Source organism: Roseateles oligotrophus, assembly GCF_025717515.1.
GTDB classification, from domain to species: domain Bacteria; phylum Pseudomonadota; class Gammaproteobacteria; order Burkholderiales; family Burkholderiaceae_C; genus Paucibacter_A; species Paucibacter_A oligotrophus.
The window spans coordinates 251,810-264,861 of the sequence record NZ_JAJIRN010000002.1 but is presented as its reverse complement, the minus strand read 5'-3'; the positions used below and the strand labels follow the sequence as shown (position 1 = coordinate 264,861).

The window sequence follows — 13,052 nt, the reverse complement described above, 5'->3', positions numbered from 1 at the left end:
TACTGAATGGACATTCGTAAGCTGCAACGCGCCATCGTCGATGGTTTGGAAGATGTGAAGGCCCAAAATATTTTGGTCTTCAACACCGAACACCTGACACCGCTGTTCGAGCGCGTGATCATCGCGTCCGGCACCAGCAACCGTCAGACCAAGGCCTTGGCTTCGGCCGTGCGGGTCACGGTCAAGGAGCGCGGCATGGATGTGCTGCGCTGCGAGGGCGAGGAAAACGGCGAATGGATCATCGTTGACTGCGGCGCCGCCGTCGTGCACGTGATGCAGCCGGCCATCCGCGACTACTACCACCTCGAAGAGTTGTGGGGCGGCAAGCCGGTCAAGATGGCGCTGGGCGACGGCAAGACCAAGCTGGTCAAGGCCTCGGAAGAGGACGACGAAGGCGAAGAAGAGGCCGCGCCCAAAAAGGCCGCCAAGAAGACTGCGGCGAAGAAGACTGTCGCTGCCTCATTGCCGGGCAAGCCGGGCGTGGGCAAGAAGGTTGCCGCCAAGGCCGCTGCCGAAAAGCCCGCCGTTAAGAAGCCTGCGGCCAAGAAGCCGGTCGACCGCTCGTCCACCAGCAGCCGCGAGGTTGATCACAAGACGCCGGCCACCAGCACGCTCAAGGTCGGTGCGGCCAAGCCGGCGGTGAAGAAGGCCGCAGCCAAGAAGTCTGCCGTGACCAAGACCGTCGGTGTCAAGCGCGCTGCGGCCAAGCCAGCGGTCAAGGCTGCGGTCAAGAAGGCCGCCAGCAAGAAGAGCAGCGACGCCTAAGTCGCCGGTCTGTAGTCGGCATGCGTTTGCTTTTGGTGGCCGTGGGCCAGCGCCAACCGGCCTGGGCCGATACGGCCTATGAAGACTTCGCCAAGCGCTTTCCACCGGAAATGCGCTTGGAGTTGAAGGCCGTCAAGGCCGAGACGCGCGGCAGCAAGACGGCCGAACAATTGATGGCGGCCGAAGCGCTGCGCATCGAGGCCGCCTTGCCGCGCGGTGTGCGCCGGCTGATTCTGGACGAGCGCGGTGAGCGCCGTACCAGTATGCAGTTAGCCGAACGGATGAAGCTGTGGATGGGCGACGGCCGCGATGTGGCCTTGATCATCGGCGGGCCGGACGGCTTGGCGCCCTCGCTGAAAGCGACTGCCGACGAGACGCTGCGTCTGTCTGATTTGACCCTGCCGCATGCCTTTGCCCGCGTGCTCTTGGCCGAGGGGCTTTACCGGGCTTGGACGGTGATGACGGGTCACCCCTATCACCGTGAATGACCGCGAATGAGCATCGCCATGGATTTCATCTATCTTGCTTCGCAGAGCCCGCGCCGACGCCAGTTGCTGGAGCAACTCGGTGTGCGCTACGAGCTCTTGTTGGCGGGCGCCGAGGAAGATGCCGAGAGTCTGGAGGCAGAAATTGCCGGCGAGTCGCCCGAGGTCTATGTGGCACGAGTCACCGAGGCCAAGCTGGATGCGGCCTTGGCTCGCTTGGCGGCGCGTGGTTTGCCGCCGGCGCCGATTCTTTGCTCGGACACGACGGTGGCGGTCGACCAGCAAATCCTCGGCAAGCCGCTGGATGCCGACGATGCGTTTCGCACCCTGCGCCTGCTGTCCGGCCGCAGCCACCGCGTCATCACCGCCGTGGCGCTTGGCTTGGGTGCGCGGCGCAGCGTGGCCCTGAATCTGTCCTGGGTGGACTTCGCGCCACTCAGCGACGCGCAGATTCGGCAATACATCGCCAGCGGCGAGCCTTTCGGCAAGGCCGGCGCTTATGCGATTCAAAGTCAGGCGGCGGCCTGGATTTCTCGCATCGAGGGCAGCTATTCAGGCATCATGGGCCTGCCCTTGTTCGAGACCGCGCAATTGCTGCGGCAATGGGACGTTCAGTTTTGACGCATATCGGTCGGCGCTTGCAGATGCTTGCCGATATGCGTCAACATTAGAAATTAGGGCCATGGAAGATATTCTGATCAACTGGTCTCCCCAGGAGACGCGTGTGGCCGTGGTTGAAAACGGCTCGGTGCAGGAGTTGCATGTCGAGCGGGCGCTGGAGCGCGGCCTGGTCGGCAATGTCTACTCCGGCAAGGTGGCCCGCGTGCTACCGGGCATGCAGTCGGCCTTCATTGATATTGGCCTGGAGCGGGCGGCCTTTTTGCATGTGGCCGATCTGCATGTGAACGGCGCACCCGGCCATGTGCGCAGCCAGCATGCCGAGGGCGGCGCGGCGACGCCGATCGAGCGCCTGGTCTTCGAGGGTCAGGCCTTGACCGTGCAGGTCATCAAGGACCCGATCGGCAGCAAGGGCGCGAGGCTGTCGACTCAGATCAGCATTGCCGGGCGCATGCTGGTGTTCTTGCCCCAGGACGATCACATCGGCATTTCGCAAAAAATCGGTTCGCCCGAGGCGCGGGAGTTGCTGCGCGCGCGCATGCAGTTGCTGGTGGGCAAGCCCGAGGATGGCGGCGGTGGCGGTTTCATTTTGCGCACCAATGCCGAGGATGCCAGCGACGAGGAGTTGGCATCCGACATCGCCTATTTGCGCAAGGCTTGGGCCGCTATCCGCGAGAAGGGTTTCAACTCCCCGCCCGGCAGCTTGTTGCACCAGGATTTGAGTCTGGTCGAGCGCGTGCTGCGCGATTTGGTCAATGAGCGGACCGGCTCGATCCGCATCGACTCCAAGCTGCAGTACGACGTGCTGCACAGTTTTGGCGAGCTTTTCATGCCGGCGGCTACCGCCAAGCTTGAGCATTACAAGGGCGAGCGGCCGATTTTTGATTTGAACAATATCGACGCCGAGTTGAGCCGGGCGCTGGCGCGTAGGGTCGATCTGAAATCGGGGGGCTACCTGATTTTTGACCAGACCGAGGCGATGACGACGGTGGATGTCAACACCGGCGGTTTTGTCGGCGCGCGCAATTTTGACGACACGATCTTCAAGACCAATCTCGAGGCGGCCGGCGCCATCACAAGACAGCTGCGCCTGCGCAATCTGGGTGGCATCATCATCGTCGACTTCATCGACATGACGCGCGAGGAGCACAAGTCGGCGGTGTTGACCGAGTTCCGCAAGCAACTCAGCAAGGACCGCACCAAAGTGACGCTGGGCGGCTTCACGCAGCTCGGCCTGGTCGAGATGACGCGCAAGCGCACGCGCGAATCGCTGTCCAGAATGCTCTGCGAGCCTTGTCCGACCTGCGAGGGCAGGGCGCAGGTCAAGACCGCTCGAACCGTCTGTTATGACATCATGCGCGAGATCCTGCGCGAGGCGCGCCAGTTCTCGCCCAAGGAGTTTCGTATCGTTGCCGCCGCCAATGTGGTGGAGATGCTGCTGGACGAGGAGAGTCAGCATCTGGCCGGCTTGTCTGACTTCATCGGCAAGCCGATTTCCTTGACGGCCGAGCCGACCAATCAGACCGAGCATTACGACATCGTGTTGCTGTAGCCGCCTGAGCAGCTGGCATGGTTGCTGGCGTGCTCAGGCAAAATGCCTCGGCGAATATTTCAACTGTTGATTGCAAAACCAATGCCCGAGCAGAATTCCCAGAATCACCCATCGCGGCGGCGCCTGCTGCAGCAATCCGTCGGCGCTTGTTCCGCGACATTGCTTGGCTTCAGCCCGCTGGCCAATGCTCAATTCCGTGTCGATATTTCTGGGGTGGGCGGTACGCAGATGCCGATCGCGCTGCCGGATTTCCGTGATGAGGCGCGCGCCGGCCAACCTGTGGCGGCCATCATTCGCTCCAACCTGGAGCGCAGCGGGCAGTTTCGCATCATTGACGCCCCGGCCGGCATGTTCGAAGGCAGTCAGCCGGTGTGGAGTGAATGGCGGGCCCGCAATGCCGATGCCTTGGCAGCCGGCTCCGCCGCTCGCTTGGCCGACGGCCGCGTTGATCTGCGCTACAAACTCTGGGACGTGGTCAAGGGTCAGGATCTGGGCGGCGAAGCCCATGCCGTGGCGCCCGAGGATGTGCGTCTGGGCGCGCACCGCATCGCCGATACCATCTACCAAAAACTAACCGGCGAGCGCGGCATTTTTGCGACCCGCATGGCCTATGTGACCAAGGCAGGTGGGCGTTACAGCCTGCGCATCACCGATGCCGACGGCGAAGGCGGGCAGGTCGCCTTGGCAAGCCCTGACCCCATCATCTCGCCGGCCTGGTCGCCGAACGGCAAAGAGCTGGCCTATGTGTCGTTTGAGAGCCGCAAGGCGGTGGTCTGGATTCAGGATGTGCAGACCGGCCGGCGCCGGGTATTGGCGGACTTCCGCGGCACCAATAGCGCGCCCACTTTTTCGCCCGACGGGCAGCAGGTGGCATTGACGCTGTCGCGCGAAGGCGGCTCCCAGCTCTTCATCATGAACCGAGACGGCAGCGGCTTGCGGCGCTTGACGCAAAGCTCGGCGATCGATACCGAATCGGTCTTTTCACCCGATGGCCGCTCGATCTATTTCGTCAGCGACCGTGGCGGCGGACCGCAGATCTACCGCATGGCGGTGAGCGGTGGCGCGGCCGAGCGAGTCAGCTTCAGCGGTGCTTACAACATCAGCCCGGCCATCAGCCCTGATGGCCGCAGCATGGCCTTCATTACGCGGCAGGGCGGCAATAGCTTTCGCCTGTGCGTGATGGATCTGGGCTCGGGCGCGGTGCAGCAGATCAGCGATAGCAGTGATGACGAAAGCCCGAGCTTTGCGCCGAATGGCCGTTTGCTGGTCTATGCCACGCGTGCGGGCGGGCGCGACGTGCTGATGACCAGCACCTTGGACGGCAAGATCAAGGCCAAATTGATCTCGACTGCGGCCGATGTGCGCGAGCCGACCTGGGGTCCGTTTGGTCGCTAATTCCGAGTTCATGTGTATGCGCGGCCAGCCTGTCAAGTTGGCCTCTTGACTTGTTGGATAATTGCCACTGAGGCTTGCTGACTGTTTGTCGTCCGGCGAGTTATTTTTTGTAGATCTTTGCGATCGTTTTTGAAGGAGTGACCCGAATGAAGATGACCCGTTTTGCTGTGAGTTTGTTGGTGCTTGCGGCCATGGCCGGTTGCAGCTCGACCGTCAAGCTGGATGATCCGGCGCCCGTTGAGACCCGTCCGGTGTCGCCCAACAGCACGGCCAATAGCGGGGCTAACAGCACGCCGATGGCCGAATCCAAGGTGCAGACGGTCGACTTGGGCGCGCAGTTGACGGCCGCCGTGGCAAGCCAGCGCGTCGTCCTGTTCGACTTCGACAGCTATGTTGTCAAGGACGAATATCGGGGCTTGGTCGAAGCGCATGCCAAGCGTCTGTCGAACGATCGCAAGCTGGCACTCAGCCTGGAAGGTCACACCGACGAGCGTGGTGGACGCGAGTACAACTTGGCGCTGGGCCAACGCCGTGCCGAGGCGGTGGCCAAGTCCTTGAGCCTGATGGGCGTGGGCGCTGCGCAGGTTGAGGCGGTCAGTTTCGGTAAAGAAAAGCCGGCTGCGCAAGGCAGCGACGAAGCGGCTTGGGCCAAGAACCGCCGCGTTGAGTTGAAGGATAAGTGAAGTGAGCTTGCAGCGTCGTAGTCAAGGTATTGGCCGTACCTTGTCCGCAATGGCGGCAGCTGTTCTGTTCAGTTTGCCGGCGCACGCCGCCTTGTTTGATGATGACGAGGCACGCAAGGCCATTCTTGAATTGCGCAATCGGGTTCAGCAAAGCGAGGATGCACAGCGCCAGCGTATCGAGCAAATCGCAGCGCAGACGCAGGACCAGTTAGGTCCCTTGCGCCGCAGCATGCTTGATCTGAATGCCCAAATCGACACTTTGCGACTTGAAATCGCCAAGCTGCGCGGACAAAACGAACAACTGGCTCGTGATTTATCTGAAACCCAGCGCAAGCTGGGTGATCAGGCACAGTCCTTGGACTCGCGTTTGAAACCATTGGAGCCGCAAAAGGTGCAGCTCGATGGGCGCGAGTTTCAGGTCGAGCCGGAAGAACGCAGGCAGTACGACGCGGCAATGGGGCTGATCAGGCGCGGCGACTTTGCCGAAGCGGCGACCGCGATGGCGGGTTTCTTGCGCCGCTTTCCGGCCAGTGGCTATGTCGACTCGGTGCGGTTTTGGCTCGGCAATGCGCAGTACGGCAAGCGGGACTACAAGGACGCGATTGCAACTTTCAAGACCTTTATCTCCGGTAATCCTCAGCACCCCAGGGCAGCCGAGGCTTTGCTTGCATTGGCGAACAGTCAAATCGAGTTGAAAGACAACAAGTCGGCACGACGCAGCTTGGAAGACTTGATCAAGGCTTACCCGGGTACCGAGGCCGCGCAAGCGGCCAAAGAACGCCTGGCGGCATTGAAGTAATTCGCGCAAGAAAGTTGCTTGAAGAGGCCCTGCTCGCGGGGCCTTTTTCTATTTTTGTCACCCGGCCTGTGGGCCTTCCTAGAATTGCGCCATGCAAGACAACCCTCAGATCAAGCTCGAGGACCAAAGCCTCATTGTTGACTTGCCGATTGAGGCGGACTCGGAGCGGCGTTTTGGAGGCCTGCGCAGACTTTATGGCGACAGCGACTATCAACGCTTGCGCGGCGCCCATTTTGCGGTCGTAGGCCTTGGCGGCGTGGGTTCTTGGGTGGTCGAAGCGCTGGCTCGCAGCGGGGTAGCGGCCCTGACTCTGATAGATTTTGACCAAGTCGCTGAGTCAAATATCAACCGTCAGGTGCAGGCTCTTGGCTCGACCGTTGGCATGGCCAAAGCGGAGGCGCTGTGGCAACGGATTCAAGACATTCATCCCGGCTGCCGAGTTCGAATCATCGAAGAGTTCGTTGATGAGCAGAACTGGCCTGCGATGCTGGACGGGGCCGATATAGCGCTGGATGGTTTGGTTGATGCTTGTGATCAGGTTCGAGCCAAGGCTCATTTGGCGGCTTGGGCAATACAGCAGCGCCTGCCGTTTGTTGCTGTCGGGGCGGCCGGAGGTAAGCGAGAGCCGCATCTGATGAGCATTGAGGATTTGGCCGACACGACGCATGACCCCCTATTGGCCTCTTTACGTCAGCGTTTGAGGCAACATCATGCGGCTCCGCGCAAGGGCAAGATGGGGCTCGCTTGCGTGTTCTCTCGTGAAGCGGTTCACCGCCCGACAGTGCAGGGCGGCGAGGCCTGCGCAGTCGATGGCAGCCTCAATTGCCACGGTTATGGCTCCAGTGTTGCTGTCACCGCGAGCTTTGGCATGGCCGCCGCAGCGGAGTTGATCAAGATTCTTTTGAAAAATTCACGCAAGCCTATTGCGTGAAGCCATGAATTGAGATTAGAATAGTGAGCTTCGCTTGATGGGTCGTTAGCTCAGTTGGTAGAGCAGCGGACTTTTAATCCGTAGGTCGCAGGTTCGAGTCCCGCACGACCCACCATATCTAGCAAGTATTAATATGCGTTCACTGAAAAGTGAGTTTGTATAAAATATTAGCTATACTGTGAAGATTGATGGAATAAAATAAATTGTTGAGAAATTGACGATTTAAATAAAGAGTAGGGCTCTTAGCTCAGTTGGTAGAGCAGCGGACTCTTAATCCGTAGGTCGAGTGTTCGAGTCACTCAGGGCCCACCAAAAATAAGAATGAAATCAAGCACTTAGCGCCGCAGGGCTCTAGGTGCTTTTTTCTTTTCGGGTGCTGGTGCCAGTCTGGTGCCAGTATTTGCCGGATTGACCCCGTTTTGGGCTGTTGTTGCGCCATCGCTGAAAGACTGCGCCGATCTAGCTGGCGCTGAATGCATCGCCGGATCAAACACCCGGAATGTCAGGGATTTGCGAAGTGAGGAATTCTCACTTTGGCCCATTGCGGGAATTTCCCGTATTTGCAAGGGGGCGCAGCTTGTGCCCATCCTCGCCGCCCGCAAATGGAAAAGCCCGCACAGTGGCGGCAAGCTGCTGGTAGCGGCTGGATTCGTCGCGGGTCAGGCCCATGTCGGCTAGGGTTGGCGTCGAAGGTGTCGTATCGTTCGACACCTTTGGAACATTCGCGCCGCCGCAAAACTGAGGGGGCGGTAGGTCAATCCAAAATTGGAGAGTCCAGCAGCGCCAGCCCTCGCTAGCTACCAAGGCCAGCCGTTCGGAAACCTCGCCGTCATAAATGCGCAAAGTGCGCGGTCGCGCTGTTCCTCGCAGGCATGAATGACGGTCAGCAGCTTGGCCCGCGTGGCGTGGTGCATTCCCTTGGGGCGCACATGGTACTTGTCGAGCTTGGCCTCTGCTTTGTATTGCTTGAGCCATGTTCGGCCCACTGCATCGGTGGATTGACTGGCATAGCGCAGTCGCCCGCAGTGTCGGCAAATGAAACCCGCACCGGATCGCATGAATAGCTTTGCGACTCTCCGGCAGCAGTTCGGACAGGCAAACCACGTTCTCGCGCCGCCGAAGTTGCAGCCGGTATGGGTTAGCTCTATGTGCTGGTGCATTTGCTTGTCACCAATGCTGTATTGCAGAACTACCGCATCACCAAGCCCTCGATAGCTAATGGTCGCGCTTGGCTTCCCGGTGTATGGGTCGCGCCATTGCCAAGTACCAGAGCGGCCAGCGGTAAAGATGCCTTCACGCTGCCAGCGCCTTGAATCAATGCTCAAGCAATGCTCGGCCTTCACATGCTGGGCCGGTCTGCCGGCGCCGCACCTATTGCCACCTTTGCCCATTTTTGAAACTCACAGATTACGAAAACATTAGGGAAATAGGCGCAGCATTTGAGCCTCAATCGCCCGCTATGCCGCGCCGTTGCTGGGTTTGAGGCACTTTGAATAAATGCCTACTTTTCCGGGTATTTAGCCGTTCAGCTTGCGCCTTAAATACCGCCAAACGGTGGCATTTGATCTAGCGCCAGGGTGCCGTCATCGCCTCTTGAATAAGCTCATCACCTGAGCCTCCCCCCGTCGATGGTTGCCGGGTCGGTCGCCGTTGAAGTGTGCGCGTGCCACTGCATAGGCTTCATCGATGTACTCGGCAGGAGCGTGCCTGACGATCTCAGCGAATGCGGCCTGAGCCTGGGCAGACTCCGCGCCATGCTTCACTACGACAATTTTGTAGTGAGCCATCGCGGCCTTGAACTCGGGTGAACTGCTCATTGTGTCGACCCCTTTCGATAGCCCGGACACCGCTGCAACATCGCCGCCAAGTCTGACCCGACTTCTTGACCTACACCGGCTTGTTTGAAGTTTGAACAAGTCTTGCGCCTGGGGTTGAAGTGCTGGCACAAGTGGCAAGTTACTTGGCCGGTCTGTTGCCGGTCGGCCTGCAATAGCTTGTCAGCCAGTTGATCGGCTTCCGTGTCGGCCATGCCGCGCCGTGTAAACAGCATCATGCGGGCCTCCATCGTGTCCAGCTCCGAATCGTTCGCGTGCTGGGTATTTGGCCAATAGGGGGTTTGGCTTGTTGCGTCCGTGGTGCGTTCTTGTTGCAGGGGCGTTGCGTGGGCGGGATCATTCGCCGCCTCAATTGATGGCCCTGAATTTGCAAAAGTGCCCGCCGGGGTACCTACGAAACCTACGAAACCTGGTTTTGTAGGTTTTGTAGGGTCGGCTTTAGGGCCTTCTTTGTTTTTCAGCCTTGCTAGCCAGTTCATGCGCAAGCCCTCCGCATTGCCGCCGGGTTGATGGTGTACCGGTCGCTTGGCCTGCCTCCTGCTGCACTCGCTTGGGTTTGATCGCGCCGCAGATAGTCGAAGTCGGCCAGCACATCGGCAGACTTGCGAACAGCGTCCGGGGTGTTCAAGCCAGTCCACCCCTTTACGGCAATTTGTCGGGGTGTGAATGAATCAGAAAACACACCGTCACGGTCGGCCAGCTTGCCCGCCTTGATCTTGTTCAGCAGCGCCCGTGCCCCCGATGTTTCAGGCACTACCGCCGCCGCATAGAGCCGTTCTGCATGAGTGCGCAAATAGTCGCCCCAAGCCAATGCCCGCATAAGCTCCCGCTCCTGAATCACGCCGCCGGTTTCGGGGGTGTCAATCAATGCGAACACCAGCGCCAGGGCCGGGATCAGTTTCCGGTATTTGCTCAGGTGCGAAACCATCGCCGGGTGTAAGTCCTCTCCGCGTATCTCGGTTTCAAAGGGGACTAGCCATTCAACGAACAGAGCTTGCGCCGCTGAATCGAAGCGCCATACGGTCGGCTCGTCGTCGGTCGCGGGTTGCAACTCCGACAGCCTTTCAAACACCGCCCAAGCGCCTTGCTTTGCTGGCGTGTCTGGCCATTGGTCAACGTGCACAAACTCGCCGCAGGTGTCAGGCCAAACGGTCAAACCAAACCGCTGCAATAGGCCGTCGTCGCCGCTGCCGCCTGCAACAGCGCCGCGCACATACTCCTGAATGCGCCCGGGCTGAATGCCTCCGATCATGGCGAGACAGACTCGCGGTATGTGGACAGTGCCGCGCCCGATGCGGTCGAAGGTATAGCCCTGATTGCCGTCGTAGGACTGAAGGTAGAAAGCCCTTGAACCCTCTTGGCCTTGCTTGTCTAATCCGGTTAACAGTCCATAAAGCTCGTCGCGGTAGGACAGCGTTCCCCAAGGGTTTTGCTGCATCAGTTCGCCAAGCTTTTCGACAGTGGCGTCATTGACGACAAAGCGCCGCGCCAATGGTTCGGGCGGTAGCTCGGCAGGTTCTTCCAATGCTCGCCGCGCTGCTGCCGGGTCTTTTGCTGCGAGTCCCTTGGCTTTTTTCTCGCTGGCGTCGGATTGCATTTCTGCGACCTTGCAATCAAGCGCCCAATCGTCATGCGCCAATTGCCACTTTTCAAACTCGGTGGTTTGCAAGCGGTTCAACGGGCGCAGGGCTTCGCTCAGTGCGGGGCTTTTCTTGACGCCTGGGCGGCCCACCGTCATGCCCCAAAGGTTCGGCACAACTTGCCAATCGTCGCGGGCCTTGGGCTGAATAACGGCGCGCGCGCCGATCAGGCTGGAAACCGCCACCAGCGCCGCCACAGCCGGGAAGTCGGCAGGGCATTGCATTCGATGCGCTATGTCCATCACCCAGCCTCTCAGCGACTCGGGCAACAGTTCGGCGTCCATAGCCATAACTGGGGGCAAGTCATTGGGAAGCGGGGTAGGTTCTGGCCAGCCTGATTCCTCGGTATTGCTGGCGGCAGGGCTGGCGCTGGTCGCAGCCTCGATGCACCGAGCCACCATAGCAGCGCCGCCGATCTGGTGCAGGTCGTTAAAGTCGGTCGCCTTGTCGGGTCGGTCTGCGCCGAAGTCAGGCACAGCCAGGACAGCGCCCGCAGCTCGCGCCGCCTGGGTGGCCTTGGTGATGCCTGGGTTTCCCTCGGTCTGAAAATCATCGTCTGCCGCTATGACGATCTTTAGCGCCGGGTATTTGGCCCGCAGTGCTACCGCCACCGCTTCCAGGTTGCCCGCATTGAAAGCCACCGCTACAGCTTGCCGGGTTGCCTCGTGAATGCTTGCGCCGGTCGCGTAGCCCTCGCAGACGATCAGAGCGCCGTTAGGCTTGCCGATTGAGTGATAAAGCCCCGTTCGCTTGCCTCCGGGCAGCCCTCGCTTGTCCTTGGTGTCTTGCGGGTTGATCCGCTCCACGTTCCACAGCTTGCCCGCCGCATCGCGCATGGGAACCAGCAGAGCGCCCGCTGAATCAATCCGCAGGCCGTAGGCGGCTATGCCCTTGGCCGACAGATAGCCGTGCGCTGTAGCGAGTTCTGCCGCCTCCCATCGGTGTGATGCTTCGATTGCTGCCGCTGCTTGTGCTGCCGCCTTTTCTGCATCGCGCTGGGCCTGGGCTTGCTGATTGCGTTGGCGTTGTGCCTCGCGTTCTGCCTGGGTCATTGCCGTGGCGGGTTTCTCACTCCATGCTGAAGTAAGGCCCGCACGCCAGCAGCCGAAAGAGCCGCCCGGTACGCCGTCCAGGTGCAGGACATACCAGCCGGAATCGTCGCCCCGTTTGCCGCTGCTGCTGAATCGGTGCAGCTTGCCGTCTGCCTCGATTGAGTCCGGTGGCGGCAGGCCAGCATTGGCGATAGCGGATTGGAAAAGTTGTTCAGTGTTCATCGTGCACCGCCGATCTGGTGCAGGAATTGCGCCGCCTGAGCCAGGCTGTCGAGCTGGCGAATGAATCCCCATCGCTCGGCCAATATCACGCCATCAGCCATGCGCAGCAGGGCGTAACCCTTCAGCGAGAACTGAGCTTGAAGCGTGGCAAAGGCTTTTGGGTCGGCGCTGGCGTCAGTATCTGCGGCGCTCATTCTTGCCCCCTTTTCAGCGAGTAAACGCCGACTCGGTGTGTTGCGCCTGATTCGGTTTGCACAGTGCGCCATGTCGTTTGGATCGCGTGGCCCTGTTGCAAAAGGTTCAGTTTGCGGGCTGGCGGGTAGTACATATCGAGATAGCGCGAAGCCTCGAACGTGGTGCAGTGTCCGAGTGATTGCATCGCCTCAAGTAGTCGGGCGCATTGCTGGCTTGAGCTGTCGCCGAGATAGCGGTCGCGGATTGCGTGCAGTGCCGCGATGCGCTCGGGCGCGGTGGTTTGCAGGCTCAAAGCCGATGCAATAGGCGTGACTTGTCCCGGCTTCGCGCCGTGCTTTTTGCTCGTCATGGTGGCCTCCGATCAGGCCAGGGCGGCAGTGCGTTGCTTGGAAAGCCATGCGTCCAGGTCGGAGCGCAGGACACCGCTGGCACGTTCGCCTAGCTTGAGAATCGGGAATTCTCCCGACTTCGCCAAGTTGTAGAACTGTGAGCGGGAAACGCCGATGTATGGCGCAGCTTGGGCGCAGCGGTACACGGCAGGCTGAACGGTTTGAGCGTTCTTTGGGGGGGTTTGGGCTACGGTCATCAAATTGCTTTCGCGTTGATGCCGGTGATGTAGTTGTCCGGCTGCCGTGCTAAGTCAACAAAAAGTTGACTCTTTCTAGCTGGCAGCTAGACATTTTCGGCTTTCAGAAACTACACTTGTCCTGTTCTGCTGTCGAAGTTGAACAGGATCGCACCAGCGGTCTTTTGGGATGGCCTGGGGAATCTCACCTCCCACAGGCCATTTCTTTTTACGCAACGTTTCCACTTGTCCGGTTTGAATTCGGGGCCGAAGGATAGCTGCGTGTTTGAATTCTAAGGGCTGTTCTTAGCAACA

The 13,052-nt window shown here is 60.0% G+C and carries 15 protein-coding genes and 2 tRNA genes; 10 read left to right on the top strand and 7 right to left on the bottom strand.

The window, feature by feature from the left end; genetic code table 11:
- The first annotated feature begins 6 nt into the window (after positions 1–6).
- From rsfS to LNV07_RS04355, 10 genes are all read left to right on the top strand, one after another.
- A complete protein-coding gene (rsfS, locus tag LNV07_RS04400) occupies positions 7–765 on the top strand; it encodes a ribosome silencing factor (RefSeq protein ID WP_263569961.1) in 759 nt (252 codons plus the stop codon).
- 20 nt (positions 766–785) lie between these two features.
- A complete protein-coding gene (rlmH, locus tag LNV07_RS04395; RefSeq protein ID WP_263533410.1) occupies positions 786–1,253 on the top strand; it encodes a 23S rRNA (pseudouridine(1915)-N(3))-methyltransferase RlmH in 468 nt (155 codons plus the stop codon).
- 18 nt (positions 1,254–1,271) lie between these two features.
- A complete protein-coding gene (locus LNV07_RS04390; RefSeq protein WP_263569960.1) occupies positions 1,272–1,871 on the top strand; it encodes a Maf family protein in 600 nt (199 codons plus the stop codon).
- A gap of 61 nt (positions 1,872–1,932) precedes the next feature.
- On the top strand, positions 1,933–3,420 hold the full coding sequence (rng, locus tag LNV07_RS04385; RefSeq protein WP_263569959.1) for a ribonuclease G: 1,488 nt from the start codon (positions 1,933–1,935) through the stop codon (positions 3,418–3,420).
- Positions 3,421–3,501: 81 nt separating this feature from the next.
- On the top strand, positions 3,502–4,815 hold the full coding sequence (gene tolB, locus LNV07_RS04380; protein ID WP_263569958.1) for a Tol-Pal system beta propeller repeat protein TolB: 1,314 nt from the start codon (positions 3,502–3,504) through the stop codon (positions 4,813–4,815).
- 152 nt (positions 4,816–4,967) lie between these two features.
- On the top strand, positions 4,968–5,498 hold the full coding sequence (gene pal / locus LNV07_RS04375) for a peptidoglycan-associated lipoprotein Pal (protein WP_263570284.1): 531 nt from the start codon (positions 4,968–4,970) through the stop codon (positions 5,496–5,498).
- Between the two features lie 49 nt (positions 5,499–5,547).
- Positions 5,548–6,297 (top strand): tol-pal system protein YbgF, encoded by a 750-nt coding sequence (gene ybgF, locus LNV07_RS04370; protein ID WP_263569957.1) that lies wholly within the window; start codon positions 5,548–5,550, stop codon positions 6,295–6,297.
- A gap of 91 nt (positions 6,298–6,388) precedes the next feature.
- Positions 6,389–7,228: a tRNA threonylcarbamoyladenosine dehydratase gene (locus LNV07_RS04365; RefSeq protein WP_263569956.1), complete on the top strand. Its 840-nt coding sequence runs from the start codon at positions 6,389–6,391 to the stop codon at positions 7,226–7,228.
- Between the two features lie 39 nt (positions 7,229–7,267).
- A tRNA-Lys gene (locus tag LNV07_RS04360) sits at positions 7,268–7,343 on the top strand.
- A gap of 121 nt (positions 7,344–7,464) precedes the next feature.
- A tRNA-Lys gene (locus tag LNV07_RS04355) sits at positions 7,465–7,540 on the top strand.
- Between the two features lie 485 nt (positions 7,541–8,025).
- Here the strand turns inward: LNV07_RS04355 and LNV07_RS04350 are convergent.
- From LNV07_RS04350 to LNV07_RS25500, 7 genes are all read right to left on the bottom strand, one after another.
- Positions 8,026–8,553: a hypothetical protein gene (locus LNV07_RS04350; RefSeq protein WP_263569955.1), complete on the bottom strand. Its 528-nt coding sequence runs from the start codon at positions 8,551–8,553 to the stop codon at positions 8,026–8,028.
- A gap of 258 nt (positions 8,554–8,811) precedes the next feature.
- On the bottom strand, positions 8,812–9,045 hold the full coding sequence (locus LNV07_RS04345; protein ID WP_263569954.1) for a hypothetical protein: 234 nt from the start codon (positions 9,043–9,045) through the stop codon (positions 8,812–8,814).
- The gene (locus LNV07_RS04340) at positions 9,042–9,542 is read right to left on the bottom strand and encodes a hypothetical protein (RefSeq protein WP_263569953.1); all 501 of its coding nucleotides are present in this window, start codon (positions 9,540–9,542) and stop codon (positions 9,042–9,044) included. Before LNV07_RS04340 ends, LNV07_RS04345 begins: the two co-directional genes overlap by 4 nt.
- Positions 9,539–11,977, bottom strand: a complete 2,439-nt coding sequence (locus LNV07_RS04335; protein ID WP_263569952.1) for a DUF3987 domain-containing protein — start codon at positions 11,975–11,977, stop codon at positions 9,539–9,541. Before LNV07_RS04335 ends, LNV07_RS04340 begins: the two co-directional genes overlap by 4 nt.
- Positions 11,974–12,171 carry a hypothetical protein gene (locus tag LNV07_RS04330; RefSeq protein WP_263569951.1) on the bottom strand — a complete coding sequence of 66 codons (198 nt, stop codon included), beginning with the start codon at positions 12,169–12,171 and terminating at the stop codon, positions 11,974–11,976. Before LNV07_RS04330 ends, LNV07_RS04335 begins: the two co-directional genes overlap by 4 nt.
- Positions 12,168–12,521, bottom strand: a complete 354-nt coding sequence (locus LNV07_RS04325; protein ID WP_263569950.1) for a helix-turn-helix domain-containing protein — start codon at positions 12,519–12,521, stop codon at positions 12,168–12,170. The genes LNV07_RS04330 and LNV07_RS04325 overlap by 4 nt, the downstream gene beginning before the upstream one ends.
- A 12-nt stretch (positions 12,522–12,533) precedes the next feature.
- On the bottom strand, positions 12,534–12,758 hold the full coding sequence (locus tag LNV07_RS25500) for a helix-turn-helix transcriptional regulator (protein WP_397545523.1): 225 nt from the start codon (positions 12,756–12,758) through the stop codon (positions 12,534–12,536).
- Positions 12,759–13,052: the final 294 nt, after the last annotated feature.

Coding starts and splice junctions, on each gene's coding strand:
- rsfS (WP_263569961.1), top strand. CDS start 7: ATGGACATTCGTAAGCTGCAACGCGCCATCGTCGATGGTTTGGAAGAT.
- rlmH (WP_263533410.1), top strand. CDS start 786: ATGCGTTTGCTTTTGGTGGCCGTGGGCCAGCGCCAACCGGCCTGGGCC.
- LNV07_RS04390 (WP_263569960.1), top strand. CDS start 1,272: ATGGATTTCATCTATCTTGCTTCGCAGAGCCCGCGCCGACGCCAGTTG.
- rng (WP_263569959.1), top strand. CDS start 1,933: ATGGAAGATATTCTGATCAACTGGTCTCCCCAGGAGACGCGTGTGGCC.
- tolB (WP_263569958.1), top strand. CDS start 3,502: ATGCCCGAGCAGAATTCCCAGAATCACCCATCGCGGCGGCGCCTGCTG.
- pal (WP_263570284.1), top strand. CDS start 4,968: ATGACCCGTTTTGCTGTGAGTTTGTTGGTGCTTGCGGCCATGGCCGGT.
- ybgF (WP_263569957.1), top strand. CDS start 5,548: ATGGCGGCAGCTGTTCTGTTCAGTTTGCCGGCGCACGCCGCCTTGTTT.
- LNV07_RS04365 (WP_263569956.1), top strand. CDS start 6,389: ATGCAAGACAACCCTCAGATCAAGCTCGAGGACCAAAGCCTCATTGTT.
- LNV07_RS04345 (WP_263569954.1), bottom strand. CDS start 9,045: ATGAGCAGTTCACCCGAGTTCAAGGCCGCGATGGCTCACTACAAAATT.
- LNV07_RS04340 (WP_263569953.1), bottom strand. CDS start 9,542: ATGAACTGGCTAGCAAGGCTGAAAAACAAAGAAGGCCCTAAAGCCGAC.
- LNV07_RS04335 (WP_263569952.1), bottom strand. CDS start 11,977: ATGAACACTGAACAACTTTTCCAATCCGCTATCGCCAATGCTGGCCTG.
- LNV07_RS04330 (WP_263569951.1), bottom strand. CDS start 12,171: ATGAGCGCCGCAGATACTGACGCCAGCGCCGACCCAAAAGCCTTTGCC.
- LNV07_RS04325 (WP_263569950.1), bottom strand. CDS start 12,521: ATGACGAGCAAAAAGCACGGCGCGAAGCCGGGACAAGTCACGCCTATT.
- LNV07_RS25500 (WP_397545523.1), bottom strand. CDS start 12,758: ATGACCGTAGCCCAAACCCCCCCAAAGAACGCTCAAACCGTTCAGCCT.